Source organism: Sphingomonas sp. 10B4, assembly GCF_035019905.1.
Taxonomy (GTDB): Bacteria; Pseudomonadota; Alphaproteobacteria; order Sphingomonadales; family Sphingomonadaceae; genus Sphingomonas; species Sphingomonas glacialis.
Genome location: NZ_JASJVC010000019.1, coordinates 16206 through 41077, shown reverse-complemented (window position 1 = coordinate 41077; position 24872 = coordinate 16206). Strand labels below are relative to the sequence as shown.

19 protein-coding genes and 2 pseudogenes are annotated in these 24872 nt (G+C 66.7%); 13 read left to right on the top strand and 8 right to left on the bottom strand.

Annotated elements, in window-relative coordinates; all coding sequences use genetic code 11:
• Positions 1 to 10: 10 nt before the first annotated feature.
• The 3 genes and pseudogenes from greB to QN347_RS08025 all read right to left on the bottom strand — a co-directional run bounded on the left by greB (position 11) and on the right by QN347_RS08025 (position 3128).
• Positions 11 to 517: a transcription elongation factor GreB gene (greB, locus tag QN347_RS08035; protein WP_322163615.1), complete on the bottom strand. Its 507-nt coding sequence runs from the start codon at positions 515 to 517 to the stop codon at positions 11 to 13.
• Positions 517 to 1091, bottom strand: a pseudogene (locus tag QN347_RS08030) (NYN domain-containing protein). Before QN347_RS08030 ends, greB begins: the two are co-directional and overlap by 1 nt.
• Before the next feature lie 45 nt (positions 1092 to 1136).
• The gene (locus QN347_RS08025; protein WP_322163617.1) at positions 1137 to 3128 is read right to left on the bottom strand and encodes a lytic transglycosylase domain-containing protein; all 1992 of its coding nucleotides are present in this window, start codon (positions 3126 to 3128) and stop codon (positions 1137 to 1139) included.
• Positions 3129 to 3214: 86 nt separating this feature from the next.
• On the opposite strand from QN347_RS08025, the gene dapA reads away from it, so the two are divergent.
• Positions 3215 to 4093 carry a 4-hydroxy-tetrahydrodipicolinate synthase gene (gene dapA / locus QN347_RS08020; protein WP_322163619.1) on the top strand — a complete coding sequence of 293 codons (879 nt, stop codon included), beginning with the start codon at positions 3215 to 3217 and terminating at the stop codon, positions 4091 to 4093.
• 68 nt (positions 4094 to 4161) lie between these two features.
• A complete protein-coding gene (locus tag QN347_RS08015; protein WP_416194526.1) occupies positions 4162 to 4470 on the top strand; it encodes a GIY-YIG nuclease family protein in 309 nt (102 codons plus the stop codon).
• Between the two features lie 76 nt (positions 4471 to 4546).
• Here the strand turns inward: QN347_RS08015 and QN347_RS08010 are convergent, their stop codons facing one another.
• Complete coding sequence (locus tag QN347_RS08010; protein WP_133188542.1) at positions 4547 to 4963, bottom strand: acyl-CoA thioesterase; 417 nt, start codon at positions 4961 to 4963, stop codon at positions 4547 to 4549.
• 153 nt (positions 4964 to 5116) lie between these two features.
• Here QN347_RS08010 and smpB point away from each other — a divergent pair, with 153 nt between their 5' ends.
• The 8 genes from smpB (at position 5117) to QN347_RS07970 (ending at position 14582) form a co-directional block, all read left to right on the top strand.
• Positions 5117 to 5599 (top strand): SsrA-binding protein SmpB, encoded by a 483-nt coding sequence (smpB, locus tag QN347_RS08005; protein ID WP_010186783.1) that lies wholly within the window; start codon positions 5117 to 5119, stop codon positions 5597 to 5599.
• The gene (locus QN347_RS08000; RefSeq protein WP_189674847.1) at positions 5592 to 6176 is read left to right on the top strand and encodes a DUF2062 domain-containing protein; all 585 of its coding nucleotides are present in this window, start codon (positions 5592 to 5594) and stop codon (positions 6174 to 6176) included. The genes smpB and QN347_RS08000 overlap by 8 nt, the downstream gene beginning before the upstream one ends.
• 58 nt (positions 6177 to 6234) lie before the next feature.
• Positions 6235 to 8286: a M13 family metallopeptidase gene (locus tag QN347_RS07995; RefSeq protein WP_189674846.1), complete on the top strand. Its 2052-nt coding sequence runs from the start codon at positions 6235 to 6237 to the stop codon at positions 8284 to 8286.
• Positions 8287 to 8421: 135 nt separating this feature from the next.
• Positions 8422 to 10827 carry a response regulator gene (locus QN347_RS07990; protein WP_322163622.1) on the top strand — a complete coding sequence of 802 codons (2406 nt, stop codon included), beginning with the start codon at positions 8422 to 8424 and terminating at the stop codon, positions 10825 to 10827.
• A gap of 37 nt (positions 10828 to 10864) precedes the next feature.
• Positions 10865 to 11230 (top strand): response regulator, encoded by a 366-nt coding sequence (locus QN347_RS07985; RefSeq protein ID WP_189674844.1) that lies wholly within the window; start codon positions 10865 to 10867, stop codon positions 11228 to 11230.
• A gap of 94 nt (positions 11231 to 11324) precedes the next feature.
• The gene (locus QN347_RS07980; protein ID WP_189674843.1) at positions 11325 to 12335 is read left to right on the top strand and encodes an SDR family oxidoreductase; all 1011 of its coding nucleotides are present in this window, start codon (positions 11325 to 11327) and stop codon (positions 12333 to 12335) included.
• A gap of 134 nt (positions 12336 to 12469) precedes the next feature.
• Positions 12470 to 13579, top strand: a complete 1110-nt coding sequence (gene recA / locus QN347_RS07975; RefSeq protein ID WP_029625358.1) for a recombinase RecA — start codon at positions 12470 to 12472, stop codon at positions 13577 to 13579.
• 370 nt (positions 13580 to 13949) lie between these two features.
• Positions 13950 to 14582: a glutathione S-transferase gene (locus QN347_RS07970; protein WP_322163625.1), complete on the top strand. Its 633-nt coding sequence runs from the start codon at positions 13950 to 13952 to the stop codon at positions 14580 to 14582.
• A gap of 144 nt (positions 14583 to 14726) precedes the next feature.
• Here the strand turns inward: QN347_RS07970 and QN347_RS07965 are convergent, their stop codons facing one another.
• A complete protein-coding gene (locus tag QN347_RS07965) occupies positions 14727 to 16034 on the bottom strand; it encodes a dicarboxylate/amino acid:cation symporter (RefSeq protein ID WP_322163626.1) in 1308 nt (435 codons plus the stop codon).
• A gap of 133 nt (positions 16035 to 16167) precedes the next feature.
• Here QN347_RS07965 and QN347_RS07960 point away from each other — a divergent pair.
• From QN347_RS07960 to alaS, 3 genes and pseudogenes are all read left to right on the top strand, one after another.
• Positions 16168 to 17453, top strand: a pseudogene (locus QN347_RS07960) (M24 family metallopeptidase).
• 12 nt (positions 17454 to 17465) lie between these two features.
• A complete protein-coding gene (locus tag QN347_RS07955) occupies positions 17466 to 18455 on the top strand; it encodes an alpha/beta hydrolase (RefSeq protein ID WP_323494008.1) in 990 nt (329 codons plus the stop codon).
• A gap of 66 nt (positions 18456 to 18521) precedes the next feature.
• Positions 18522 to 21200: an alanine--tRNA ligase gene (gene alaS / locus QN347_RS07950; protein ID WP_322163630.1), complete on the top strand. Its 2679-nt coding sequence runs from the start codon at positions 18522 to 18524 to the stop codon at positions 21198 to 21200.
• A 39-nt stretch (positions 21201 to 21239) separates the two neighbouring features.
• On the opposite strand, the gene QN347_RS07945 is transcribed toward alaS, so the two are convergent.
• From QN347_RS07945 to QN347_RS07935, 3 genes are all read right to left on the bottom strand, one after another.
• Positions 21240 to 21512 carry a hypothetical protein gene (locus QN347_RS07945; RefSeq protein WP_133188520.1) on the bottom strand — a complete coding sequence of 91 codons (273 nt, stop codon included), beginning with the start codon at positions 21510 to 21512 and terminating at the stop codon, positions 21240 to 21242.
• A gap of 40 nt (positions 21513 to 21552) precedes the next feature.
• Positions 21553 to 22599 (bottom strand): M4 family metallopeptidase, encoded by a 1047-nt coding sequence (locus QN347_RS07940; protein ID WP_322163633.1) that lies wholly within the window; start codon positions 22597 to 22599, stop codon positions 21553 to 21555.
• 371 nt (positions 22600 to 22970) lie between these two features.
• Complete coding sequence (locus tag QN347_RS07935) at positions 22971 to 24761, bottom strand: cation:proton antiporter (protein WP_322163634.1); 1791 nt, start codon at positions 24759 to 24761, stop codon at positions 22971 to 22973.
• Positions 24762 to 24872 lie beyond the last annotated feature (111 nt).

Here is a 24872-nt window from a genome sequence, read left to right as displayed (position 1 = left end):
CCACCCAGCGTCAATCGCCGGGGATGAAACGCTCGGTTGCCGGGTAGGTGATTGCCACCACTTCATACGCGCGCTCGCCCGCCGGCAGCAGTACGCGCCGCAGATCGCCGACCGCCGCGCCGCGGAGCGCCCGCGCGATCGGCGCGTTCCACCCGATCTTGCCCGCCGCGGCATCGGTCTCGTCGTCGCCGACCAGCGTCAGCACGCGCTCGACATCGTCGTCATCGACGATCGTCACGGTCGCGCCGAACCAGATTCGCGCGCGATCGGGCTGCTGGGCGGGGTCGATCACCTTGGCGGCTTTCATCCGCCGCGCGAGGAAGCCGAGCCGCCGGTCGATCTCGCGCAGCCGTTTGCGGCCGTAGATGTAATCGCCATTCTCCGAGCGATCGCCATTGCCCGCCGCCCAGGAGATGACGTCGACGAGCTTTGGCCGCTCCTCGCCGAGCAACTGGCGATATTCGGCGCTGAGCACGGCGTAGCCCGCGGGGGTGATGTAATTGGGTCGGTCGGTCATCAGGAAGGGTCTGTGAGCGGCGATCGGACTCGCTTGACCAACACGCTGCCGTTGCGCCGCTCTACGACAAATCCCGGGACTGTATCAATAAGGTCGGAAAGTCGCGAGAAACCATAGTTCCGCGCGTCGAAACTCGACCGGTTGCTGGCGCGCTGGCCAACCTCGCTGAGCGAGGCGAACCCCTGGGCGTCGCGTTTGGAGGCCTCATACGCGTCGATAAGCAGCCGCGTGAGACTCGTGTCGATCGAGGACTTGCCTTCCTTGGGCAGGATCGCCGGCGGGAGCGGCATCGGCATCTCGGCGACGGTCTTCTCTAGCGTTTCGACATCGATGAAGCGGTTGCACGCTTGCCGAAAGCCCTCCGGCGTGTTGGCGCGACCGAAGCCGTAGACTTGAAGCCCCTGCTGACGGATGCGTGTCACCAACGGACTTTGCTCCAATTGCCGTAGATCCGCCGGATGTTGACGGTGCCAAGATCTGCGAGCGCGGTCAGGACGGGGTCTATCGCTGTGTGGCTGGCGTTGTCAGCATCAATCAGCAGTGCAACGTTACCAGTGGGAATAAGGTCATTCATCGTACTATTCTAGACGCTTGCCATCGGCTGGGCCAGCCTCCGCGCTCAGCCTGGGATGCGCTTGCCCAGATACCAGCTGATCCGGTTCGACCCCGACGAGCGCGAGCGCGTGGGGTTCATCAGATCGTACACCACGGCATTCTCGAGCACGCGCTGGACGTAGTTGCGCGTCTCGTAGATCGGGATCGCCTCGATCCAGTCGAGCATGTCGACGCCGCCGCTGCGCGGGTCGCCATTCGCGCGGAGCCATTTGTTCACGTTGCCCGGGCCAGCATTGTACGCCGCGACCGCGAGCGGATAGCTGCCGTAGATGTCGTAGATGTGCCGGAAATAGGTTGATCCGACCATGATGTTATAGTCGGTATCGGTCGTCAGCGCCGCGGCATTGTATGCCAGGCCGAGCTTGCCAGCCTGGTCGCGCGCGGTGCCGGGCATCAGCTGCATCAGCCCGCGCGCGCCGGCATGGCTGATCGCGGCGCGGTCGAACTGGCTTTCCTGGCGCGCGATCGCATGGATCATCGTCCAGTCGTCCTGGCTCGCCACGGGCACGCGGACATTGGGGAAGCCGACGGTCGAATATTCGCTGAGGCCGTTCTGCAGCGCGCTGCGCCCGACCATCACGCCGAGATCGGGCCGCCCGAGCGTGCGCGACAGTTCGGTCGCCAGGACATGGTCGCTGTCGGTCTTGGCATCGAGCGCGATCTGGCGGACGAACGCGGTCTGGTCTTCCCAATTGCCGACCGTGCCGAGATATTGCGCCGCGCGCACCGTTTCGCGCGCGTAGAACGCCCCGCGCGTCGACGGGTCGACCGGGCGCAGCACCGGATCGCCCGGCGCGACGAGCGGCTGGCCGATCCGCTCGGCGGCGAGCTGACCGTAGAACAGATCGCGGAACGCCGCGGCGCGCGCGTAATAGCCGTTCGCCTCGTCGCGACGCCCGGCGGCCTCGGCGGCGCGACCGGCCCAATACAGGCCCTTCGATTGCGTCGTCGGGGTCTTCGAGGCGGCGGCGTAACTGACGAACAGCGGCACTGCATCCGCCGGGCGGGCGAGCTGCTTCAGTGCGGTGCGGCCCGCGAGCCAGGCAAGACTCGTATAATCGTCGCGCTCGCCATACGGCCGCGTGCTGACGTCGGTGCCGATCGGATAGGCATCGCCGAGCTTGCGCGCGATGTCATAGGCGAGCGAATTCTGCCCGTCATTGGCGGCGGCGCGCGCGTTGGTCAGCAGCACTTCGAACCATTGCTCGGCGCTGCCCGGCACGACTGCGAGCGCGGGGCGCTGTGCAAGCGAATTGCGCGCGCTGGCCGAGGCGCCGGTGTTGCGATACCAGATCGCCCGGTCGGCGATCCAGCCGGGATCGGTCGCGCCATAGGCCTGCGTCGCGATCAGCCGGTCGCCCGCATCGGGCGCGCTGGTGCGGAAGGCGAGCCGCGCGGCGAACACGCTTTGCCGCGCCGGGCTGGTCAGCATCAGCTGGCGCTGTGCCGCGGCGGTCGCGCCCTGCCACAGCAGCATGTCCATCCGCGCATCGTGATCGGCGGGCGACAGGGCACCGGGGAAGGTCGCGAGGATCTTGCTCTCGTCGGTGCTCGACAGCGTTCCCGACACCCAGGCGGCGCGCGCCGCGCTCGCCGCTTCGCCTTGCTGCCCCGTCGCGGCGAGCGCCTCGGCAAAGCGCGTCTTGCCCGCGCCGGTCAACGCGGGGAAGCGCCGGAAGAACGCGACCACGGTCGAGGGCGACCAGCCGCCAGAATCGAGCGCCTTCTCCGCCATCCGCCGCATCGCGGTCTCGCCGGGCCAGCCGGGGTGCGCGAGCAGGAAGCGGGCGTAGCTGTCGAAGCCGTAGCTCGACGATTGCTGGAGCGATTTCCACTCGGCGATCGACGCGGCGAGCGCGCTGTTGGTGGCGGTCGTGCCGGTCAGCACCTGCGTCGCGCGACCCCAGCCGAGCTGATCCTGCGCGTCGCCAGAGGTAACGGCGAGGGTCGAAATGCCCGCGAGCAGAACACCGGATTTGAAGAGCCATGCAATCATGTGGACAGACTATGCCTCCGGTCCGTATTTGTCCCGCGCATTACACCTCAAATGCGACGAAATTCGGTTCGCAGGAGCAATTCGCTATGTTTTCGGGATCGATCCCGGCGTTGGTCACGCCGTTCGCCGCTGACGGCAGTTTCGACGAGCGCGCCTATCGCGATTTCATCGAGTGGCAGATCGCCGAGGGCTCGGCCGGGCTGGTGCCGTGCGGCACGACGGGCGAGGCAGCGACGCTGACCGCCGAGGAGCATTTCGCGATCGTCGCGGTCTGCGTCGACCAAGCGCGCGGCCGCGTGCCGGTGTTGGCGGGCGCGGGGTCGAACGACACGCGCGTCGCGATCCACAACATCAAGGCCGCCAAGGCGGCAGGTGCCGACGCGGCGCTGATGGTCCCGCCCTATTACAACCGGCCCAATCAGGAGGGCATCTTCCGGCATTTCGAAGCGGTGGCGGGGTCGTGCGACCTGCCGATCGTGCTGTACAACGTGCCGGGCCGCACCGTGACCGACATTGCGGTCGAGACCGTCGCGCGGATTGCGCACGCCATGCCGAGCGTGATCGGCATCAAGGATGCGACGGGCGTGATCCAGCGCGTGTCGGCGCAGCGCGCGGCGTGCCCCGAGGGGTTCGAGCAGCTTTCGGGCAATGACGACATGGCGCTCGCGTTCAATGCGACGGGCGGGATCGGGTGCATCTCGGTGACGGCGAACGTCGCGCCGCGGTTGTGCGCGGAGTTCCAGGCGGCGTGCGGGGCAGGGGACTATACGCTCGCGCTCGAACTGCACGACCGGCTGTTCGCGCTGCACGTGTCGCTCTTCACCGATGCCTCGCCCGGGCCGGTGAAATATGCGGTGAACAAGGTCCGCCCGGATTTCCCGACGGCGCTGCGCCTGCCGATGACTTGGCCGAGCGAAGCGAGCCAGCGTGTGGTCGATGCAGGGTTGGCTGCGGCCGGGATCTAACGCCTCACACGATTGTCACCCCGGCCTTGTGCCGGGGTCCACCGTGCGGCAACGTTCACCGCATTACGATCGAGCGAACCCCGTGCGTCTATATTCTGGCGTCCCGGTACAACGGGTCGGTCTATGTCGGCGTGACGTCGAATCTAATTGGTCGCGTGCTCCAACATCGCTCCGGTACTTTCGACGGGCACACGAAGAGGTATGGGATACTCCGGCTCGTGTACTTTGAGGTCGCGGGAACGATGGAATCCGCGATCATGCGCGAGAAACAACTCAAGCGCTATCGCCGAGATTGGAAGCGGAACCTCATCGAATCTGAGAACCCTGCTTGGAACGATCTCGCGGTTGGCTTCGGTCTCGATCCACTACCGGCATGACGCCCGGCCCGGTGGACCCCGGCACGAGGCCGGGGTGACGGTGGGGGGTGTGGGCTCGAGCTCTTACGAAAAAGCCTCAATCCTTGGCGAAGAACCGGTCGATCACGCCCTGCGCCAGCCTTGCCGGGCGCATCGTCTCGACGTTGAGGCAGCACCAGCTCGACTTGACTTCGGCGAGCACGTCCTCGCCGCGCTTGATCACCGTCTCGTAGAAAGCGCGCGCGCCCTGCACCTTTTCGAGCAGCACCGTCGCGATCACCTCGTCGTCGAGGAAGGTCGGCTTGCGATAAGTGATCTCGTGCTTGAGCGCGACCCAGGCGTGCGTCGCCACCGCCTCGCTCGGCGCGAAGCGCTGCCAGTGGCTGACCACCGCGTCCTGCACCCATTTGAGATACGAGGCATTGTTGACGTGGCCCATGAAATCAATGTCGGCAGCGTCGATCGCGATCGGGAAGCTGTGGGTCGCGAATTTGGGAGCGGCGAAATCGGACATAGCGAAACTCTACACTGGATCGGGCAATCACGCGAGCGGCCATTGCACCCAAACCTTAAGATAGGGGCTTCGCGCGCGCTTTGCTTGCGCGCGTCGGCTAAATTGTCCGCATGGCTTTTGTTTCGTCGCGGCAACGCCTACATCGCGGCTCCCATGGCACGTCCGAAACCCCCGCTCTTCGAAAAGACCAAGATCGTCGCCGAGAACCGGCGCGCACGGTACGATTATTACATCGAGACGGTGTACGAAGCGGGAATCGCGCTGACGGGTACCGAGGTGAAGTCGCTGCGCAGCGGCACCGGCTCGATCGCCGAGAGCTATGCCGAGGTGAAGGACGGCGAGGTCTGGCTGATCAATTCGAACGTGCCGGAATTCAGCCACGGCAACCGCTACAACCATGAGCCCAAGCGCGTCCGCAAATTGCTTCTCAAGGAGCGCGAAATCAACAAGATGCACGGCGCGGTCAACCGCGAGGGCATGACGCTCGTGCCGCTGATGGTCTATTTCAACTCGAAGGGCCGCGCCAAGATCGAGCTCGCGCTCGCCAAGGGCAAGAAGGATCACGACAAGCGCGACTCGATCAAAGAGCGCGACTGGAAGCGTGAGCAGGGCCGGATCATGCGCGACCGTGGCTGATCGCGTGGCGCGCGGCGGACCCGTTGCCCGTGCGACGGGCTGGGCGCGCCGTCATGTGCCGACGCGCGACAGTATCGAGGCGAATCGCTTTCTCCGCCCCGTCTCGCACCGCATCCTTGCACCGTCGCTGTGGCGCTTCACGCGCCGCTCGGTGCCGCGCGGCGTCGCGCTCGGGCTGTTCACCGGCATCCTCTTTCCCCTGGCGCATATGCCGCTTGCCGCGCTGACCGCGCTACCGGTGCGCGCGAACGTGCCCGTGGCAGTCGGCACGACGCTGCTCCACAATCCGCTGACCACCGTCCCGCTGTTCTGGAGCGCGTACGAGATCGGCCATTGGGTGCTGCGGCTCGACCGCGATGTTCCCGGCGCGCCGATCGCGAGCAACGTCGCGGCGAATGCGAGCTGGCTGCACTGGCTGGTGTCGCATGGCGGCCCCGCGACCATCGTCGGGCTGGTGATCCTGGCGATCGGGCTCTCGGTGGCGGGTTACGGCGTGACGAGCCTCGTCTGGCGGCTGCGGATCGCACGGAAATGGCGCGCGCGCGCGCATCGCGGCGGGGCGACAAGAACGATTTGACTGGCCGTGTCATAGCGGTACAACACGCGGCAATACGGTTCAGGAAGGATACATTTGTATGCGGTTTTCGCTCCTAACACTCTCGCTGCTGGCATCGGCCGCTGCGGGGGGCGTAACCTACGCCCAGACGAGCAAGCCCAAGCCTGTCGTTGCGCCGAGCGCAAGCACCGGCGCCGAGATCGGTAGCTTCGGCATCGATACCGCCGGCATGGATAGCGCAGTAAAGCCCGGCGACGATTTCGCCAAATATGCCGGCGGCGCGTGGGAAGCCAAGACGCAGATCCCCGACGACAAGGCGACCTACGGGATGTTCAACGCGCTGGCCGATCGCTCGCTCGAGCGGACGCGCATCATCCTCGACAAGGCGACGCAGACGCCGGGCAACAAGATTGGCGATTTCTACGCGAGCTTCATGGACGAAGCCGCGGTCAACGCGAAGGGCATCGCGCCGATCCAGCCATGGATCGGCGAAATCAAGGCCGCCAAGGACAAGGCCGCACTCGCGACCGAGATGGCCAAGCTCCAGCAGCGTGGCGTCGGCGGCCTGTTCGGCGTCGGCGTCGGGCAGGACGACAAGGCTCCCGAGAACTATATCGTCCATGTCTATCAGGGCGGCCTCGGTCTCCCCGACCGCGATTATTATCTCAAGGACGACCCCAAGCTCGCCGACACGCGCACCAAATATCAAGCGTATCAGGCAACGATGCTCGGCCTTGCCGGGCAGGACAATGCCGCACAGCGCGCCGCCGCCGTGTTCGCGTTCGAGAAGACGCTCGCCGAGGCGCATTGGGACCGCGTCAAGTCGCGCAACGCCGATCTGACGTACAACAAATATCTCCCCGCCGACTTCGACGGCAAGGCCGCGGGCTTCCCGTGGGCGGCCTATTTCCAGGCGGCCGGGGCTGCGGGCCAGGCGAACTATATCGTCGGGATGCCGAGCGCGATCGCGGGTGAGGCCAAGGCGTTCGCCGATGCCCCCGTGCAGGTCGTCCAGGACTTCCTGATCCTGCGCACGATGCGCTCGTATGCGGGGTATCTGTCCAAGCCGATCAACGATGCCAATTTCGCGTTCTACGGCACCGTGCTGAGCGGCGCGCCGCAGCAGCCGGTGCGCTGGAAGCGCGGCGTCTCGACCGTGTCGGGCGCGCTCGGCGAAGAGATCGGCCAGCAATATGTCGCGGCTTATTTCCCGCCGGCATCGAAGGCGTCCGCCGATCAGCTCGTCAAGAACATCATCTCGGCGATGGGCACGCGGATCGACAAGCTGACCTGGATGGCGCCCGAGACCAAGGTCAAGGCGCACGCCAAGCTCGCCGCTTTCACCCCCAAGATCGGCTATCCGACCAAGTGGCGCGATTACACCGCGGTGCAGGTCAAGCGTGACGATCTCGTCGGCAACGTCGCCGCAGCGAACCAGTTCGAGTATCAGCGCGACCTGCACAAGCTCGGCCAGCCGATCGACCGTACCGAATGGGGCATGACCCCGATGACGGTGAACGCCTATGCCAACCCGCCGATGAACGAGATCGTCTTCCCGGCGGCGATCCTCCAGCCGCCGTTCTTCGACGCGAAGGCCGATCCCGCGGTCAACTATGGCGGCATCGGTGTCGTTATCGGCCACGAGCTCAGCCATCACTTCGACGATCAGGGCCGCAAGTTCGATCCGACCGGCGCCTTGAAGGAATGGTGGACGCCGCAGGACGTCGCGCGCTTCACCGCGATGACCGACCAACTGGTCAAGCAGTATGACGCGTACGAGCCGCTCCCCGGCCAGCACATCCGCGGCGGGCTGACGCTCGGCGAGAACATGGCCGATCTCGCTGGCCTCGCGCTTGCGTACGACGCCTATCATCGCTCGCTCGGCGGCAAGCCCGCGCCGGTGATCGACGGGCTGACCGGCGACCAGCGTTTCTACCTCGGCTATGCGCAGGTCTGGCGGATCAAGTTCCGCGAGCCCGCGCTGCGCTCGCAGTTGCTGAGCGATCCGCATTCGCCGGGTCCGTTCCGCACGATGGAAGTGCGCAACGTCGACGCCTGGTACGCCGCGTTCGGCGTAAAGCCCGGCGACAAGATGTACCTCGCGCCTGCCGAGCGCGTGAAGGTCTGGTAAAATGCCTGGAGGCCCCGGCGCAGCGCGCTGGGGCCTCCTTTTTCGATCGACTGCTTGTCGCGCATCGCGACCGATCCGCGGCGCCCCGCCGCTTAAGCCTTGACGCGGGCCGTGCAGCGCTCACAGCATGATGCGATGGTCCCGCTACCTGCGCCCCCCCACGCCACCGCCACACGCAGCGCCGCTCTGATTGCGCTCGGCTGTGGTCTGGCGGCCGCCTTGGTCATCCTCGGCATTCTCCACAGCCTTGTGATCGCTGCGGCTTTCGCCGCAGCGGCGCTCGTCGTGACAGGCGGGTTGATCGCAGCGCGCCGGCTGTTCCCGGCAACGGCCAGCACCGCGATCGAACCCGATTGGAGCGTTGCGCGCGCGCTCGCGGCAAGCAGCCCCGACGCGATCGCGGTGACCGACCGCGCTGGGCGGCTCGTCTGTGCGAACGACCGCTACGAAGCGCTGTTCGGCGGTTTTCCGACACCGCCCGGCCTGCCGCTCGACGCGGGCGGGGTCGATCGGCTCGGCAGCGCCGGGCGCGCGGCGTGGCGCGATGGCGCGGCGAGCGTCGATCGCCTGGTCGTCAAGGGCGCGGCGCTCTCGGCCGATGTCACGCGCGTCGGCGAGGACGAGAATCTGCTCGTCTGGCGCTTCTTCGCCTCGCAAGGGCTCGATCTCGCCAAGACGATGGAAAACCTCATCGCCGGTGCGACGGGCGACCGGCTCGGCAGCGCCGGGATCATGGCTGCGCTGATCAACCCCGACGGCCGGATCCGCGCCGCCAACCGCGTGCTGCGTTCGCGCGCGATGGGGCAGGAGGACGGCGCGATCATCGGGCGCGATTTCGCGCGTTTCCTCATAACCGACGCGCAAGGCATGGCGCGCTTCGAGCGCGAGGGGCTGACGCGCAATCCGTTGCGCGTGCTGCAGATCCCGTTCCTCGATGGCGAAGACGCGCCGATGCTCGTCGCGCTGATCGACGAAGAGGAAGGCCACGCCGCGATCGGCGAGAGCGCGAGCGCGCATATCCGCAGCCTCGTGTCGCTGATGCCGTTCGGCGTCGCGCTGATCGGCGGCGATGGCCGCTTCCTGCAGATGAACGACGCCTTCGCGCGCGCCGCCGCGGTCGATCCGGCGAGCCCGCCGATCTATCCGGGCGATCTGCTGGTGCGCGAGGACAAGGGCGTCGTCGCCGATGCGATCCGCCGCTTCGCCGGGGGCGCAACGCATTCGACCGACCTCGCGGTGCGGTTGAGGGACCATCCCGACGAACCCGTCGCCTTGTCGATCGCGGGCGCGCGGGGGCTGGGCGATTCGGCGGTACTGCTCAGCCTCAAGGACAATAGCGAGGAGACGCGGCTCAAGCGCGAGGTCGCGCAAGCGACCAAGATGCAGGCGGTCGGGCAGCTCGCCGGCGGCGTCGCGCACGATTTCAACAATATCCTCACCGCGATCATCGGGCATTGCGACTTGATGCTGATGCGCCATTCGCCCGGCGACAGCGATTATGACGACATCCAGCAGATCCGCGCCAATTCGAACCGCGCAGCGAGCCTGACGCGGCAATTGCTCGCCTTCTCGCGCCAGCAGACGTTGCGCCCGCAAGTGCTGCAGCTGCCCGACGTCATTTCCGAAGTCTCGACGCTGCTAAAGCGGCTGCTCGGCGAGACCGTCACGCTGACGGTGAAGCACGGCCGCAACCTGTCGCCGGTGCGCGCCGATCCGGGGCAGCTCGAACAGGTCGTCGTCAACCTCGCGGTCAATGCGCGCGACGCGATGATCGCCAAGGATCCGCGCGGCGTCGGCACGCTGACGATCCAGACCTACGCGGTCACCGCGGCGCAAGTGCGCAAGCTCGGCTCGGACATTCTGCCGGCCGCGGATTATGTCGTGCTCGAAGTGGCCGACACCGGCGGCGGCATTCCGCCTGACATCCTGCCCAAGATCTTCGAGCCGTTCTTCACCACCAAGGAAGTGGGGAAGGGCACCGGGCTTGGGCTGTCGACCGTCTACGGCATCGTCAAGCAATCGGGCGGCTGGATCTTCGCCGATACCGTCAAGAGCGGGCCCAAGGGCACATCGGGCGCAGTCTTCACGATCTATTTGCCGGTCCACACCGCGGGCGCGCTGGTCGACGCGACGCCGGCCAAGGCGCTCCCGCGCGAAAAGCCCGCCGATCTGTGGGGCAGCGGCACGATTCTGCTGGTCGAGGACGAGGACATGGTCCGCGCCGTCGCCGAACGCGCGCTCGCGCGGCAGGGCTATACCGTGCTCACCGCCGAGCATGGCGAGGCGGCGCTCGAGCTGCTGGCCCGCTGCGATCGCCCCGATCTGCTGATTTCCGACGTCATGATGCCGTTGATGGACGGGCCGACGCTCGTCCGCCAGGTGCGTGCGCGCTATCCCGACCTGCCGATCCTGTTCATGTCGGGCTATGCCGAGGAAACGATCCGCAAGTCGATCGATCTCGACAATGTTGCCTTCCTTGCCAAGCCCTTCTCGGTCCAGGAGCTCGCCGAGGCGACGCGCGACGTGCTTCGTGCGAAATGACTTGGCGGACGGCGTTCCAGGACGCTAAAGGCACACAATGAGCGCCCAGAGTATCCTGATCGTCGAAGACGAGCCCCTTATTGCCATGATGATCGAGGATTTCCTCGATGTGCTTGGTAAATCCGTCGCGGGCTCGGCCGATACCGTGGAGGGCGCGGTCGCGATCATCGCGGATGGCGGTGTCGATGCGGCGATCCTCGATGTCAATCTGCGCGGCGGCGAGAAGAGCTTTCCGATCGCCGAAGTGCTTGCGCAAAAGGGTATCCCGTTCGTTTTCGCCACCGGCGGATCGCACGATACCGTCGCCGAGCAGTTCCGCGACCGCCCGACCTTGCCCAAGCCGTTCACGATGGACGGCGTGTCGAAGGCGCTCGATGCGTTGGGCACCGCCAGCGCGGCTTGATTGAGGTTAGCCGAATAAACCCGGCTTGTTTGTGAACCGCGTGCAGACGCCATGAGTTACCCGCTCGACCTTTGATAGCGAGCGAGACCGACCCATGAGCAGCAACGATGAATCCTCCGTTTCCCGCCGGGCCGTCGTGGGCGGTGCTGCGCTCGGCGTCGCGACCGCTGCGACCGGCTCGGCCTTTGCCAAGACGCCAGGAACGCCCGCCGGGGCAGCGCCCGCGGCGGGGCTCAAGGATCCGCGGAGCGGGCCTAAGCCGCCGTTCGAAAAGCAGTCGCAGCCATGGCCCGGCCTGTCGTCGAAGATGACCCCCAAGCCCGACAATGGCGAGCAGAGCTATCGCGGCTCGGGTCGTCTGCTCGGCCGCAAGGCGCTCATCACCGGCGGTGATTCGGGCATGGGTGCGGCAGCTGCGATCGCCTATGCGCGCGAAGGCGCCGACGTCGCGATCAACTATCTCCCCGCCGAGGAGGAGGATGCGCGCGCTGTGGTCGCGTTGATCCGCGAGGCGGGCCGCAAGGCGGTCGCCATCCCCGGCGATCTGCGCAGCGAGGCCTTCTGCCAGAAGCTGGTCGAGACCGCGGTCAAGGAGCTTGGCGGGCTCGACATCCTCGTCAGCAACGCCGCGCGCCAGCAGACCCGCGCCTCGATCCTCGACGTATCGAGCGAGGATTTCGACGCGACGATGAAGACCAACATCTATGCGCCGTTCTGGATCATCAAGGCCGCGCTGCCGCATCTCAAGCCCGGCTCGGCGATCATCGGCACGACCTCCGAACAGGCGACCGACCCGTCGAAGGATCTCTACGACTATGCGATGACCAAGGCCGCGACGACGAACTACGTCCGCAGCCTGGCGAAGCAACTCGCCCCGCGCGGCATCCGCGTCAACGGCGTCGCGCCGGGGCCGATCTGGACGCCGCTCCAGGTATCGGGTGGCGCGACGATGGAGAAGCTCGAGAGCTTCGGCAGCATGACGCCGCTCGGCCGACCCGGCCAGCCCGCCGAGCTCGCCGGAATCTACGTTCTGCTCGCCGAAAACGGCGCCAGCTACACCACCGGCCACGTCTATGGCGCGGCGGGCGGCGGCGGGATGCCATAACCTGCGGTGTTAACCTGTCCTACGACCCTCGGAAAAGCACCGTCGTTCCACACTTGTTCTCACAGAACAAATGCGATACATCGCTGTCACGCATTGAACGCATGAGGCGTTCGGTCTAGCGACGGGAGCTACCAATGGCGGTATCTTTGAAGGTCATCGACAGCAAAATGGCAGCATCCACGGACAAGGCCGCCGAAAAGGCCAAGGACGAACGCGCAAAGGCGCTCGAGGCAGCGCTTGCGCAGATCGATCGCGCGTTCGGCAAGGGCTCGGCGATGAAGCTCGGGTCGAAGCAGACGATGCAGGTCGAGGTGATCTCCACCGGCTCGCTCGGCCTCGACATCGCGCTCGGCGTCGGCGGCTTGCCGCGCGGGCGCGTGATCGAGATTTACGGTCCCGAATCGTCGGGCAAGACGACGCTCGCGCTCCACGTGATCGCCGAAGCGCAGAAGACCGGCGGCACCGCAGCGTTCGTCGACGCTGAGCACGCGCTCGACCCAGTCTATGCCAAGAAGCTCGGCGTCAACATCGACGAGCTGATCGTCTCGCAGCCCGACACCGGCGAGCAGGCGCTCGAGATCGTCGACACGCTCGTTCGCTCGAACGCGATCGACGTGCTTGTCGTCGATTCGGTCGCGGCCTTGGTGCCGCGCGCCGAAATCGAAGGTGAGATGGGCGACAGCCATGTTGGTCTGCAGGCGCGCTTGATGTCGCAGAGCTTGCGGAAACTGACTGGCTCGATCAGCCGTTCGCGCTGCATGGTGATCTTCATCAACCAGCTGCGCATGAAGATCGGCGTGATGTACGGCAACCCCGAGACGACGACCGGCGGCAACGCGCTCAAGTTCTACGCCTCGGTCCGCCTCGACATCCGCCGCACCGGGCAGATCAAGGATCGCGACGAGATCATCGGCAACACGACGCGCGTCAAGGTCGTCAAGAACAAGGTCGCGCCGCCGTTCAAGCAGGTCGAATTCGACATCATGTACGGGCAGGGCGTGTCGAAGATCGGTGAGATCCTCGATCTCGGCGTCAAGGCCGGGCTGGTCGAGAAGTCGGGTGCCTGGTTCTCGTACGACAGCGTCCGCATCGGCCAGGGCCGCGAGAATTCGAAGACGTTCCTCAAGGAACATCCCGAAATGTCCGACCGGCTCGAAGCCTCGATTCGCGCGCGCACCGACAAGGTCGCCGAGGAAATGATGGTCGGCGGCGAGCCCGACGACGGGGACGAGCCCGAGATGTGAGATCCGTTCCGGGCCGGCTTGGTCCGGGGCAGGGAGCGGCGGCAGGGCTCGGCCGCGTTCTTTCTACAGGCGGCTTTGGTTGGTCGTCGCAAAACCGGGAAGGCCCGCCAGCAATGGCGGGCCTTTGCTATGGCGGGCTCGTCAACCGGCAGGCGCTTCACAGGATCAGGCGCCGATCGAAAACTACGCTATCGTCACCCCGGCCTTGTGCCGGGGCCCACCCCTCCGCCCGAGCAGCGTCCGATGTCGGACCGCCCCATGACGGTCGGGTCGTCGCGATGAGGCAAGCACCACGATGGTGCGACTTTAGTGCGACGTTCCGCGTTGCGCGTTACGATCGGTTGATCCTGTCCACCACCGGAGCGCGCGCATGACCCTCATCGTCCACCATCTCAACAACTCGCGCTCGCAACGCATCCTGTGGATGCTCGAGGAGCTCGGGCTGCCCTATGAGATCAAGCGCTACGAGCGCGACGCCAAGACGATGCTCGCCCCGCCCGAGCTGAAGCGCGTCCATCCGCTCGGCAAGTCGCCGATCCTCGAAGACAACGCCGCCGGGCAGACGCTGGTCGAGACCGGCGCGATCATCGACTATCTGGTCGAATATGCCGACGGGAAGCTCGGGCCGCCGGCGCACCGCGACGACGTGCTGCGCTATCGCCAGTTCCTGCATTATGCCGAGGGGTCGGTGATGCCGCCGTTGCTGCTGCTGCTCGTGCTCAATCGCATCCCGGTGATCGGCGCATCGGCGGCCAAGCGCGTCCAGCCGATGATCGACGTCCATCTCGATTATGTCGAATCCGAACTCGCCAAGCGGCCGTGGTTCGCGGGTGACCAGCTAACCGGCGCCGACATCATGATGAGCTTCCCGCTCGAAGCCGCAAAGAGCCGCGCCGGGCTCGACGACAGCCGGCCAGCGACGATCGCCTGGCTCGACAAGATCCATGCCCGCCCGGCCTATCAGGCAGCGCTCGAAAAGGGCGGACCCTACGCCTACGCGTGAAGACGGGGGCGACCCCCAATACCCGTCACCCCGGGCTCGTCCCGGGGTCCACCGTGATCCCGCTCCTGCCGTCGTAGCACGCGCGGCACCGTAGACCCCGCCACAAGGCCGGGGTGACCGCAGGAAGGAATGGTGCGGTAAGCGCTAAGCCCGATGCGGCGCGTGCGGCGGTTCGATCTCCGCCGCCTGCGGCTCGCCGAGCGCGCCCTCCCACTTCGCCACCACGGTCGTTGCCACCGCATTGCCGACGACGTTGGTCGCCGAGCGGCCCATGTCGAGGAACTGGTCGACCGGCAGGATCAGCAGCAGCCCCGCCTCGGGGATCCCGAACTGCCCCATCACCGCCGCGATCACGACGAGCGACGCGCGCGGCACGCCGGCGATCCCCTTCGAAGTGATCATCAGCACGAGCAGCATCACGATCTGCGTGCCGAGCGGCAGATCGATCCCGTAGACCCGCGCGATGAACAGCGTCGCAAAGGTCATGTACATCATCGACCCGTCGAGGTTGAACGAATACCCCAGCGGCAGGACGAAGCTCGAGATCCGCCGCGGCACGCCGAAGCGGTCGAGCGCCTCGAGCGTGCGCGGATACGCCGCCTCGGACGACGCGGTCGAAAACGCCAGCAGGATCGGCTCGCGGATATAGCGCGCGAGGCCAAAGGCGCGCGGCCCGATGAACACGAACGCCGCGCCGAACAGCAGCAGCCAGAGTGTCGCCAGCCCTAGATAGAAGCCACCGACGAACAGCCCGAGCGACCACAAGATCCCAAGGCCATTCACCGTGATCGTCGCAGTGATCGCCGCGAACACCGCAATCGGCGCGCAGCGCATCACGTAATCGGTGATCTGCAGCATCATCGCGGCGAGCGCCTCGGCGCCGCGCACGATCGGTTCGCCCTTCTCCCCGATCGCGGTCAGCGCGACCCCGGCGAACACCGAGAACAGCACGATCTGGATGATCTCGTTGGTCGCCATCGCCTCGACGATCGACGAGGGGACGATATGCGTGATGAAGTTGGTAAGGTTGAACGCCTTTTCATCGAGCCCGACCGAGGCGGCGGGCGGCGGCAGCTTGAAGCCGAAGCCCGTTCCCGGCGCGACCAGGTCGATCACCGCCTCGATCCCGTGGAACAGCAAAAGCCCCAGCGAGAGCGAGACGAGCGAGGCGGTGACGAACCACGCCATCGTGCGGCCCCCGACGCGGCCGAGCGCGGCGATGTCGCCCATATGCGCGATCCCGACGACGAGCGTCGAGAATACGAGCGGCGCGATGATCATCTTGATCAGCCGCAGGAAGATCGTCGTGACGATCGAGAAGCCCGCACCGATGTCCTTCAGCCGCGCGGTCGCTGCGGGGGTGCCGTCGGCGATCTGGAAATGGATCGCCCAGCCGACGATCAACCCGAGCACCAGCCCGATCAGGATATCGCTAGTCAGCCGTTTCGCCACGTGTCGCCCCGTTTTGGTCTTTCCCGTTCATCAAGGGGAGAATGCGCGCCCGGTCAAGCGCGCACCGCCACGCAAGGCGTTGCGAGGCGCTGGCTGGGCTGGCAGACACGTGCCTGAATTGGGGAGTGCGAGCATGGCCGATCAGAACCGAACCGCGTCGACTTCAGGCAGCCCGATCACCCGTCGCGCGCTCGTCGGCGCCGCCGCGGCGCTCCCCATTCTGTCGGCGGCCGTCGTCCGCGCGGCTGCGCCCGACCTTTCGGGCCTGCGCTCGCTGACCACCGCCACCGCGCCGATCGGCCCGGCCGAACGCCGCGCCCGGATCGAGCGTGCGCAAGCCCTGATGCGCGCCACCGGCCTCGGCGCGGTGCTGATCGAATCGGGCTCGAGCTTGATCTATTTCACCGGCGTCACCTGGCACCGCAGCGAACGCCTCACCGCGGCGATCCTGCCGGTCGAGGGCGAGCCGTGCATCGTCACGCCGTTCTTCGAGGAACCCTCGGTCCGCCAGACGCTCGGCGTCCCAGCAGAAGTCCGTGTCTGGCAGGAGGATGAGGATCCCGCCAAACTCGTCGCCGGTTTCCTGCGCGACCGTAAGCTTAGCGGCCGGCCGATCGGGATCGAGGAGACGGTGCGCTACTTCGCGGTCGACGGCCTCGCGCATGCGCTGCCGGGCGCGAAGATCGTCAGCGCCAACCCGGTCGTGCGCGGCGTGCGGATGCGCAAGACCGCCGCCGAGATCGCGCTGATGCAGGCGGCAACCGACGTCACCATCGCCGCGTATCGCTGGACCTGGCCGCGCGTCGAAAAGGGCATGAAGCCCGCCGACGTGGCCGCGCTGATGAACGCCGCGACGGTGCAGCTCGGCGGCGACCCCGAATTCGCGCTCGTCCTGATCGGCCCCGCCGCCGCCTTCCCGCACGGCAGCCGCGACCCGCAGATCGTCGCCGACGGGCAGGTCGTGCTGATGGACTGCGGCTGCGCGGTGCAGGGCTACCAATCCGACGTCTCGCGCACCTTCGTCTACGGCGCGGCGAGCAAGGAGCAGCGCACGGTGTGGGAGCAGGTCCGGACCGGCCAGGCGAAAGCCTTCGCCGCGGCGCAGCTCGGCACACCGGCAGGCGCGGTCGACGATGCGGTCCGCGCCTATTACACCTCGCTCGGCTACGGCCCGCGCTACGCGCTCCCCGGCTTTCGCACCGCACCGGCCACGGCATCGGGCTCGACGGGCACGAGCCGGTCAACCTCGTTCACGGCGAGACGACCAGGCTGGCCGAGGGGATGTGCTTCTCCGACGAACCGGGTCTGTATCTGCCGGGCAAGTTCGGCGTCCGGATCGAGGATTGCTTCCACATGACCGCGGCGGGGCCGAAATGGTTCAGCGTCCCGCCGTCCTCGCTTGATGCGCCATTGGGCTAAAGGGGCCACAAGATGATGCCGATGCATCGCGGATTGGCGGCAGGCCTGATCGCCGCGCTCGGGCTGGCAGCGGGAGCGCTCGCATCGAGTACCGCGCCCGCCGAACCCGTCGCGGTCAGGACCTTCGGCGTCTGGCAGCCACCGGCCGGGACGAAGCAAGTCCCGCTCTGGCCGCACGGCGCCCCCGACATGGCTGGCTTCGCGCTGCCGCCCGAGCACCGCGAGACGAGCACCAATCCGCACCGCTTCGAAGGGCGCCCAGTGACGGGCGTGTTCAACGTCTCGACACCGACGCTCACCCTGTTCCGGCCAGGCCGTCCCGGCTCTGGCGCTGCCATGCTGGTCTTCCCCGGCGGCGGCTTTCAGGTGCTGGCGATCGACCTCGAGGGCACGGAGATCTGCGACTGGATGACCGCGAAGGGGATTATCTGCATCCTAGTCAAATACCGCGTGCCTAAGACCGACACCTATGGCGACGGCGATTGCCACTGCCAGGTTACGCCAAAGGTGCTCCGCGCGTTGCAGGATGCGCAGCGTGCGATTCGGACGGTCCGCGCCCGCGCCGCGGAGTTCGGGGTAAACCCCGCCAAGATCGGCGTGATCGGTTTCTCCGCGGGCGGCTACCTCGTCGCGCAAACGAGCAATATCTTCACGCCCGCCTATCGCCCAGTTGATGCGATCGACCGTGTCAGCAGCCGACCCGACTTCGCGATCGCCGCCTATCCCGGGCATCTCTGCATGCGCGACACGCGCTTCAACCCAACGATTCGGGTGACGAAACGCACCCCGCCGACCTTCATCGTGCAGAACTGGGATGATCGCACCGACGCGGTCTGCAACAGCACGATGTATGCGCGCGCGCTCGATGCAGCCGGTGTGCCGGCCGAACTGCACCTCTTTGCAAAAGGCGATCACGCTTTCGCGCTGCGTCGCACCGGGCACCCGGTCGACATGTGGCCGTCGCTTGCCGAACGCTGGCTCCACGAGATCGGAATCCTGTGATCGCGCCAAGACCAACCGCCCCCCCCCGGCTTGAGCTAAGCCGCGCGCTCGCCTAAGCCACGGCGCATGACCCAGCCTTCGCTCTCGATCCCGGTTTCCACCAACGACATCCGTCGCAGCTTCTTCGACTATTTCGCGGCCAACGGCCACGCCAAGGTCGCCTCGGCGCCGCTCGTGCCGCAGAACGATCCGACGCTGATGTTCGTCAATGCCGGGATGGTGCCGTTCAAGAACGTCTTCACCGGGCTCGAATCGCGGCCCTATGTCACCGCCACCTCGTCGCAGAAGTGCGTGCGCGCCGGCGGCAAGCATAACGACCTCGACAATGTCGGCTATACTGCGCGCCACCACACCTTCTTCGAGATGCTCGGCAATTTCTCGTTCGGCGATTATTTCAAGGAGCGCGCGATCACGCTCGCCTGGAATTTGCTGACCAGGGAATGGGGGATCGACCCGAACCGGCTGACCGTCACCGTCTATCACACCGACGACGAGGCGTTCGACCTGTGGCGCCGCATCGCCGGACTCCCCGAAGAGCGCATCATCCGCATCGCGACCAACGACAATTTCTGGTCGATGGGCGACACCGGCCCATGCGGTCCGTGCTCGGAGATCTTCTTCGATCATGGCGACCACATTCCCGGTGGTCCTCCCGGCAGCCCCGACGAGGATGGCGACCGCTTCGTCGAGATCTGGAATCTCGTCTTCATGCAGTTCGAGCAATCGGCCGACGGCACGCGCACCGCGCTGCCCAAGCCGTCGATCGACACCGGCATGGGGCTCGAGCGCGTCGCGGCGGTGCTGCAGGGCGTCCACGACAATTATGACACCGATACGTTCAAGGCGCTGATCGGCGCCTCGGTCGCGCAATCGGGCGCGGCGTTGACGCCGAGCACGCAGGCGAGCCACCGCGTGATCGCCGATCACCTCCGCTCGTCGGGCTTTCTCGTCGCCGACGGCGTGCTGCCGTCGAACGAGGGCCGCGGCTATGTGCTGCGCCGGATCATGCGCCGCGCGATGCGCCACGCGCATTTGCTCGGCGCGAAGGAGCCGTTGATGCATCGGCTCGTGCCCGCGCTAGTGGCGGAAATGGGCGCGGCGTACCCCGAGCTCGTCCGCGCACAGGCGTCGATCGAATCGACGCTGCTGCAGGAGGAAACGCAGTTCCGCCGCACGCTGGTCAACGGCCTGCGCCTGCTCGACGAAGCGACTGCGAGCATGGAAGCGGGCGCGACGCTGCCCGGCGAGACCGCGTTCAAGCTCTACGACACGTTCGGCTTCCCCTACGATCTGACCGAGGACGCTCTCCGCGCACAGGGCTTCGGCATCGACCGCGCGGGCTTCGACACCGCGATGGCCGAGCAGAAGCGCGCCGCGCGCGCCGCCTGGAAGGGCTCGGGCCAGCGCGCCTCCGATGACGTGTGGTTCGACATCGCCGAGGCGACCGGCAGCACCGAATTTATCGGCTACACCGCCGAGGAAGGCGAGGGCCAGGTCGTCGCGATCGTCAAGGACGGCGCGCGCGTCGAGCGCGCCGTTGCGGGAGAGAGCGTCGAGATCCTGTTCAACCAGACCCCTTTCTACGCCGAGAGCGGCGGTCAGGTCGGCGACACCGGCACGCTCACCGCGCCGGGCGTAGTGGGCCAGGTCGAGGATACGCGGAAGTATCTCGGTCGCCTGTTCGCGCACGCCACCACGATCACGGAAGGCGAGATCGCCGTCGGTGACGCGCTCCACTTGACGATCGACCGCGCGCGCCGCGACCGTATCCGCGCCAACCACAGCGCGACGCATCTGCTGCACGAGGCGCTGCGCCAGCGGCTCGGCCTCCACGTCGCGCAGAAGGGCAGCCTGGTTGCGCCCGAACGCCTGCGCTTCGATTTCTCGCAGCCGAGCGCGATCGACGCCGCCGCACTCGCCTTGGTCGAGGCCGACGTGAACCACCACATCCGCGGCAACTCGCCCGTCGCGACGCGGCTGATGACGCCCGACGAAGCGATCGAGGAAGGCGCGATGGCGCTGTTCGGCGAAAAGTACGGCGACGAAGTCCGCGTCGTGTCGATGGGGACCGCCAAGGAGGACGGGGTCGACAAGACCTACTCGCTCGAGCTGTGCGGCGGCACGCACGTCCGCGCGCTCGGCGATATCGGCCTGTTCGCGGTGGTCGGCGAAGGCGCCGTGTCCTCGGGGATCCGCCGCGTCGAGGCACTCACCGGAGAGGCTGCGCGCGCCTATTTCACCGGCCGCGACGAGAAGCTCCGCGAAGCCGCGACCGCGCTCAAATCGTCGCCCGATGAAGTGCCGGCGCGCGTCGCCGCTTTGGTCGAAGATCGCCGTCGCCTCGAGCGCGAACTCGCCGAGGCCAAGAAGGCGCTCGCGCTCGGTGGTGGGGCAGGGGCGGCGCCCGCTGGTCCCGAGATGATCGGCGACGTCGCGTTTCTCGGCCAAGTGGTCGAGGGGCTCGACCCGAAGGGCTTGCGCGGCACGGTCGACGACATGAAACAACGCCTCGGCTCGGGCGTCGCGATGATCGTCGCGGTCAATGACGGTCGCGCCTCGGTCGCGGTCGGCGTCACCGCCGATCTGGTGGCGACGCGCAGTGCGGTCGATCTGCTCAAGATCGCCGTCGCCACGCTCGGCGGTCAGGGCGGCGGCGGTCGCCCGGACATGGCGCAAGGCGGCGGCCCCGATGGCGCCAAGGGTGGCGAGGCGGTCGACGCGGTCAAGGCGGCGCTGGCGGCGTAACGCCAGCCGTCCCGCCCCACCTCCAGCGTCGTCGCGCCCTCAGTCGAGCGTCGTCTGCACGCTCGCCAAGAGCGCGGGCGGGATCTGGTCGGGCAGGGCATCGACCGTCTCGGTCCCGCCTGCGCCAACCCGCGTCAGACGATAGAACAGGTTGGCGTCGACCCGCGCTTGCGCGGCAAACAGCCGGTCGAGCGCCGCCTGATCGGCCGCCGACAAAGCCGACCAGTCGAGCCGGCCGCGCTGATGGACGTGGCTCGCCGGCCCTCCCGCACCAACGAATCCGCCAAAGCCTTCGATCGAAATCTCACGCATCGCGATTGCCTTGATTGGGAGGGCCGCGGGCCGACCGGGATTACAAGCCGACAGCAGTCCAAGCAGCGTCGACAGCGTTATGGACCGTAGGATCATTGGGGAACAGGCTCGTCGAAAGTTTACGGGTGCGGGCGGCGAATTTGGACATCGTCATATTGGGCATCGGCGGCGCGGTGGTCAGTGCCGTGTACCAGACCTTGCCGGCTTTTTCCCACGAATGCCCGCCAATCGCCTGGGCCGCCTTGTAGAAGGCGAGATTGGGCGGGCCGCTCGAATAATGCGGATCGAGGTTGCCGATGCCGGGATAATAATGGTCGGGCTGCGGCGCCATTGCGTGCGGGCTCTTGGGGGCCGCCATGTCGCGCAGGCAGGTAAAGCCCTTCTGCTTGGAGAGCGGCCCCATGATGTCGGCGCCGATCAGCCAGTCGGCCTTGGTGACGACCTGCTTCTTCTCCCATTGGCGGAACATCGATCCGAAGACGTCGGACATGCTCTCGTTAAGCCCGCCCGCCTCGCCCGAATAGGCAAGGCCGAGGCTGTGCTGGGTCACGCCATGCGTCAGTTCGTGCGCGATCACGTCGTCACCCAGCGTGAAATCGAGGAAGATCTGGCCGTCGCCATCGCCGTACGTCATCTGCGCGCCGTTCCAGAAGGCGTTGTTGTATTTCACCCCGTAATGGACCGACGAGACGAGCGTCATGTGATTGCCGTCGATCGAATCGCGCTTGAAATTGTCCCAATAGAATTTCGCGACATTTTCCGATTCGACATAGGCGCGCTTGATCGGACCGTCGGGCGACGACGCCGGATTGGCGACCTGCACCCCGGGCAGCGCCGTCGTGTGGTGACAATCGAAGACGTGCGCGGCGGGAAGCACGTGCGGCAGCGGAAACGGGATCGGCGGGCGCGGCAGGGGCAGCCGCAGCGCGGTCAGCGTCAGCGCGGCGTTCTGCTGGCGCAACGCGCGGATCTGGCCGCTGATCTCGGCGGTGTGATGCAGCGCCTGGCGCGCCGCGTCGGACAGTTCGGGATCGGATGCGAAGCGGAGCAGGATGTCTTCTGGAATGATGCAGCAACCACACGTCATGATGTCCCCCTGGGCGATGATGATGCGACGACGCGATCACAGGCGCAGGACGGCGGGCCGGCGATTCTCTCCCGACGCGGGTGTCCGGTGCCGGCAGCGGAGGCTGTCGGATCGAGTCGATCGGGGAGAGGTTCGGCAGCGCGAGCGTTGGCGCTGCTCCTGGTCGCATCATGCGGCGGGCCGCGTCAAAGCCGGTTGCATCGGTTTCGGATGCGCTCGCGCGTGTTGAGCGCGTTTGCCGTTGATCGAGCCGGCGGGATGTGGTCCCAAACCGCTGCAATTGCCATCAAACGATGGCGGTTTGCCCTCAGTCGATCGCGGCGCGATTAGCGGCGTTTCGGATCAACGCGCGGCGGGGCCGCACGTCGGCGTCAGGCCGGGCTACTTTCGGTACGGATGATGCCGCGCACCCGCTTGAGCCGCGGCAGGACTTCCATCTCGGCCGCCGCCTTGATCTCCTGGCGCAGTTCGTCGCGCTTTTCGTGGATCGAGGCGATCACGGGCCCGACCGCGACGCCGAGATCGGTGAGCACAGCCTCGGCCAGTTGCAGCGAGCTTTCGAGCGTCTCGGGCACGGCATCGCTCGCCCCGGCCTTGTAGAGCTGCGCGGCATGCGCGGTATCGCGTGCGCGCACGATGATCGGCAGATCGGGCACCCAGCCGCGCACTCGCCGCGTCATCGACACGCTCAGCACCGGGTCGTTCATCGTCAGGATCAAGGCCTTGGCGCGCCCCAGATTGAGTCGGTCGACGAGCTCGGGACGGACCACGTCGCCGAAAATCACCGGATATCCCTCGGCGCGCGCTGCGGTCACTGCGTCGATGTCAGCCTCGACCGCGACATAGGGCTGGCCGTGCACCGCGAGCATGTCGCACACCATCCGACCGACGCGACCGAAACCGATCACAACCGTGCCCGGCCCCTCCGGCGAAATCTCCGCCTCAGGCAAGGTGTCGCCGCGGAGCTCGATCCGCTTCGCCGCGCGCTTGCCGAGCATCGCCAGCAGCGGCGTGATGGTGAGGCCGATCGCGGTCACCGTCTGCCAGAAGCTGGTAAGTCCAGGCGCCAGCAATTGCGCCTGTCCCGCTGCGCCGAGCACGATCAGCGTGGTCTCGGACGGGCTGCCCATCAGCACGCCGGTTTCCGCGGCAACCCCGCCACCCAGACCCGAAAGCCGCAGCAGCGCGAAGGTCACCACCGCCTTGATCGCCACGACCGCCGCGATGCCGAGCAGATAGCTGCTCCAATCCGCGAGGATCGCGCCGATATCGACACTCATTCCGACGGTGATGAGGAACACGCCGAGCGCGAGGCCCTTGAACGGCGCGGTCATAACCTCGACTTCACTGTGATAGTCGGTCTCGGCGATCAGCAGTCCAGCGAGCAGCGCGCCGACGATCGGCGAAAGGCCGGCGGCGGTGGTCGCCAGGCTCGCGGCGATCACGACGAGCAGCGAGGCGGCGAGGAACAGTTCGGGGCTTTTGGTGCGTGCGGCTTGCGCGAACAGCCGCGGCAGCAGCAAGCGCCCGCCCACGAACAGGATCGCGACCGTCAGCACCGCGAGCCCGCCGACCTTGACGAATCCGGCCCAGCCCGCCGCCGCCGCCATCGGCCCGAGCGCACCGAGCACGAAGATGATCGGGACGAGCGCGAGATCCTCGAACAGCAGCATCGCGAATGCGGTGCGCCCGACCGGGCTCGCGGTCCCCGCGATCGGCAACACCAGCGCAGTCGACGAGAGGGCAAGCGCGATCCCCAGCGCCATCGATCCCGTCCAGGCCAGCCCCATCAGCAGGTGCAGGCCGGTTCCGAGGATAATGCCCGACGCGATCAGCTGCGCGGCGCCCGTACCGAAGACCAATTGGCGCATCGACCATAAGCGCTTGAACGACAGCTCGAGCCCGATCGAGAACAGCAGCAACACGATGCCGAACTCGGCGAAGGGTTCGATCGCGTGCGGGTCGGAGATCGTGATGTGGTACAACCAGGGGTAGCTCTTGACGAGCGCACCGAGCCCGAATGGCCCGACGAGCAGGCCGACGAGAATGAAGCCGATGACCGGACTGATGTTCGCGCGGGCAAATGCCGGAATGACCAACCCCGCGGCGCCGAGGATAACGAGCGCGTCGCTGAAGCCGGAAGAGAGAAGGGGAGATGCCATGCAGCCGTTAGACCAGCTTGCGGCCGCTTTGTCAGCTTATGCCTGACACAGATGTGCTGATTATCGGCGGTGAACCGGCCGGTAGCATCATCCGGTTGTTGGTTGCGGGCC

Coding starts and splice junctions, on each gene's coding strand:
- QN347_RS07970 (WP_322163625.1), top strand. CDS start 13,950: ATGACCCTCATCGTCCACCATCTCAACAACTCGCGCTCGCAACGCATC.
- QN347_RS07995 (WP_189674846.1), top strand. CDS start 6,235: ATGCGGTTTTCGCTCCTAACACTCTCGCTGCTGGCATCGGCCGCTGCG.
- recA (WP_029625358.1), top strand. CDS start 12,470: ATGGCGGTATCTTTGAAGGTCATCGACAGCAAAATGGCAGCATCCACG.
- QN347_RS07985 (WP_189674844.1), top strand. CDS start 10,865: ATGAGCGCCCAGAGTATCCTGATCGTCGAAGACGAGCCCCTTATTGCC.
- QN347_RS07955 (WP_323494008.1), top strand. CDS start 17,466: ATGATGCCGATGCATCGCGGATTGGCGGCAGGCCTGATCGCCGCGCTC.
- greB (WP_322163615.1), bottom strand. CDS start 517: ATGACCGACCGACCCAATTACATCACCCCCGCGGGCTACGCCGTGCTC.
- QN347_RS08010 (WP_133188542.1), bottom strand. CDS start 4,963: ATGTCCGATTTCGCCGCTCCCAAATTCGCGACCCACAGCTTCCCGATC.
- QN347_RS08025 (WP_322163617.1), bottom strand. CDS start 3,128: ATGATTGCATGGCTCTTCAAATCCGGTGTTCTGCTCGCGGGCATTTCG.
- smpB (WP_010186783.1), top strand. CDS start 5,117: ATGGCACGTCCGAAACCCCCGCTCTTCGAAAAGACCAAGATCGTCGCC.
- QN347_RS07990 (WP_322163622.1), top strand. CDS start 8,422: ATGGTCCCGCTACCTGCGCCCCCCCACGCCACCGCCACACGCAGCGCC.
- dapA (WP_322163619.1), top strand. CDS start 3,215: ATGTTTTCGGGATCGATCCCGGCGTTGGTCACGCCGTTCGCCGCTGAC.
- alaS (WP_322163630.1), top strand. CDS start 18,522: ATGACCCAGCCTTCGCTCTCGATCCCGGTTTCCACCAACGACATCCGT.
- QN347_RS07940 (WP_322163633.1), bottom strand. CDS start 22,599: ATGACGTGTGGTTGCTGCATCATTCCAGAAGACATCCTGCTCCGCTTC.
- QN347_RS07935 (WP_322163634.1), bottom strand. CDS start 24,761: ATGGCATCTCCCCTTCTCTCTTCCGGCTTCAGCGACGCGCTCGTTATC.
- QN347_RS07980 (WP_189674843.1), top strand. CDS start 11,325: ATGAGCAGCAACGATGAATCCTCCGTTTCCCGCCGGGCCGTCGTGGGC.
- QN347_RS07945 (WP_133188520.1), bottom strand. CDS start 21,512: ATGCGTGAGATTTCGATCGAAGGCTTTGGCGGATTCGTTGGTGCGGGA.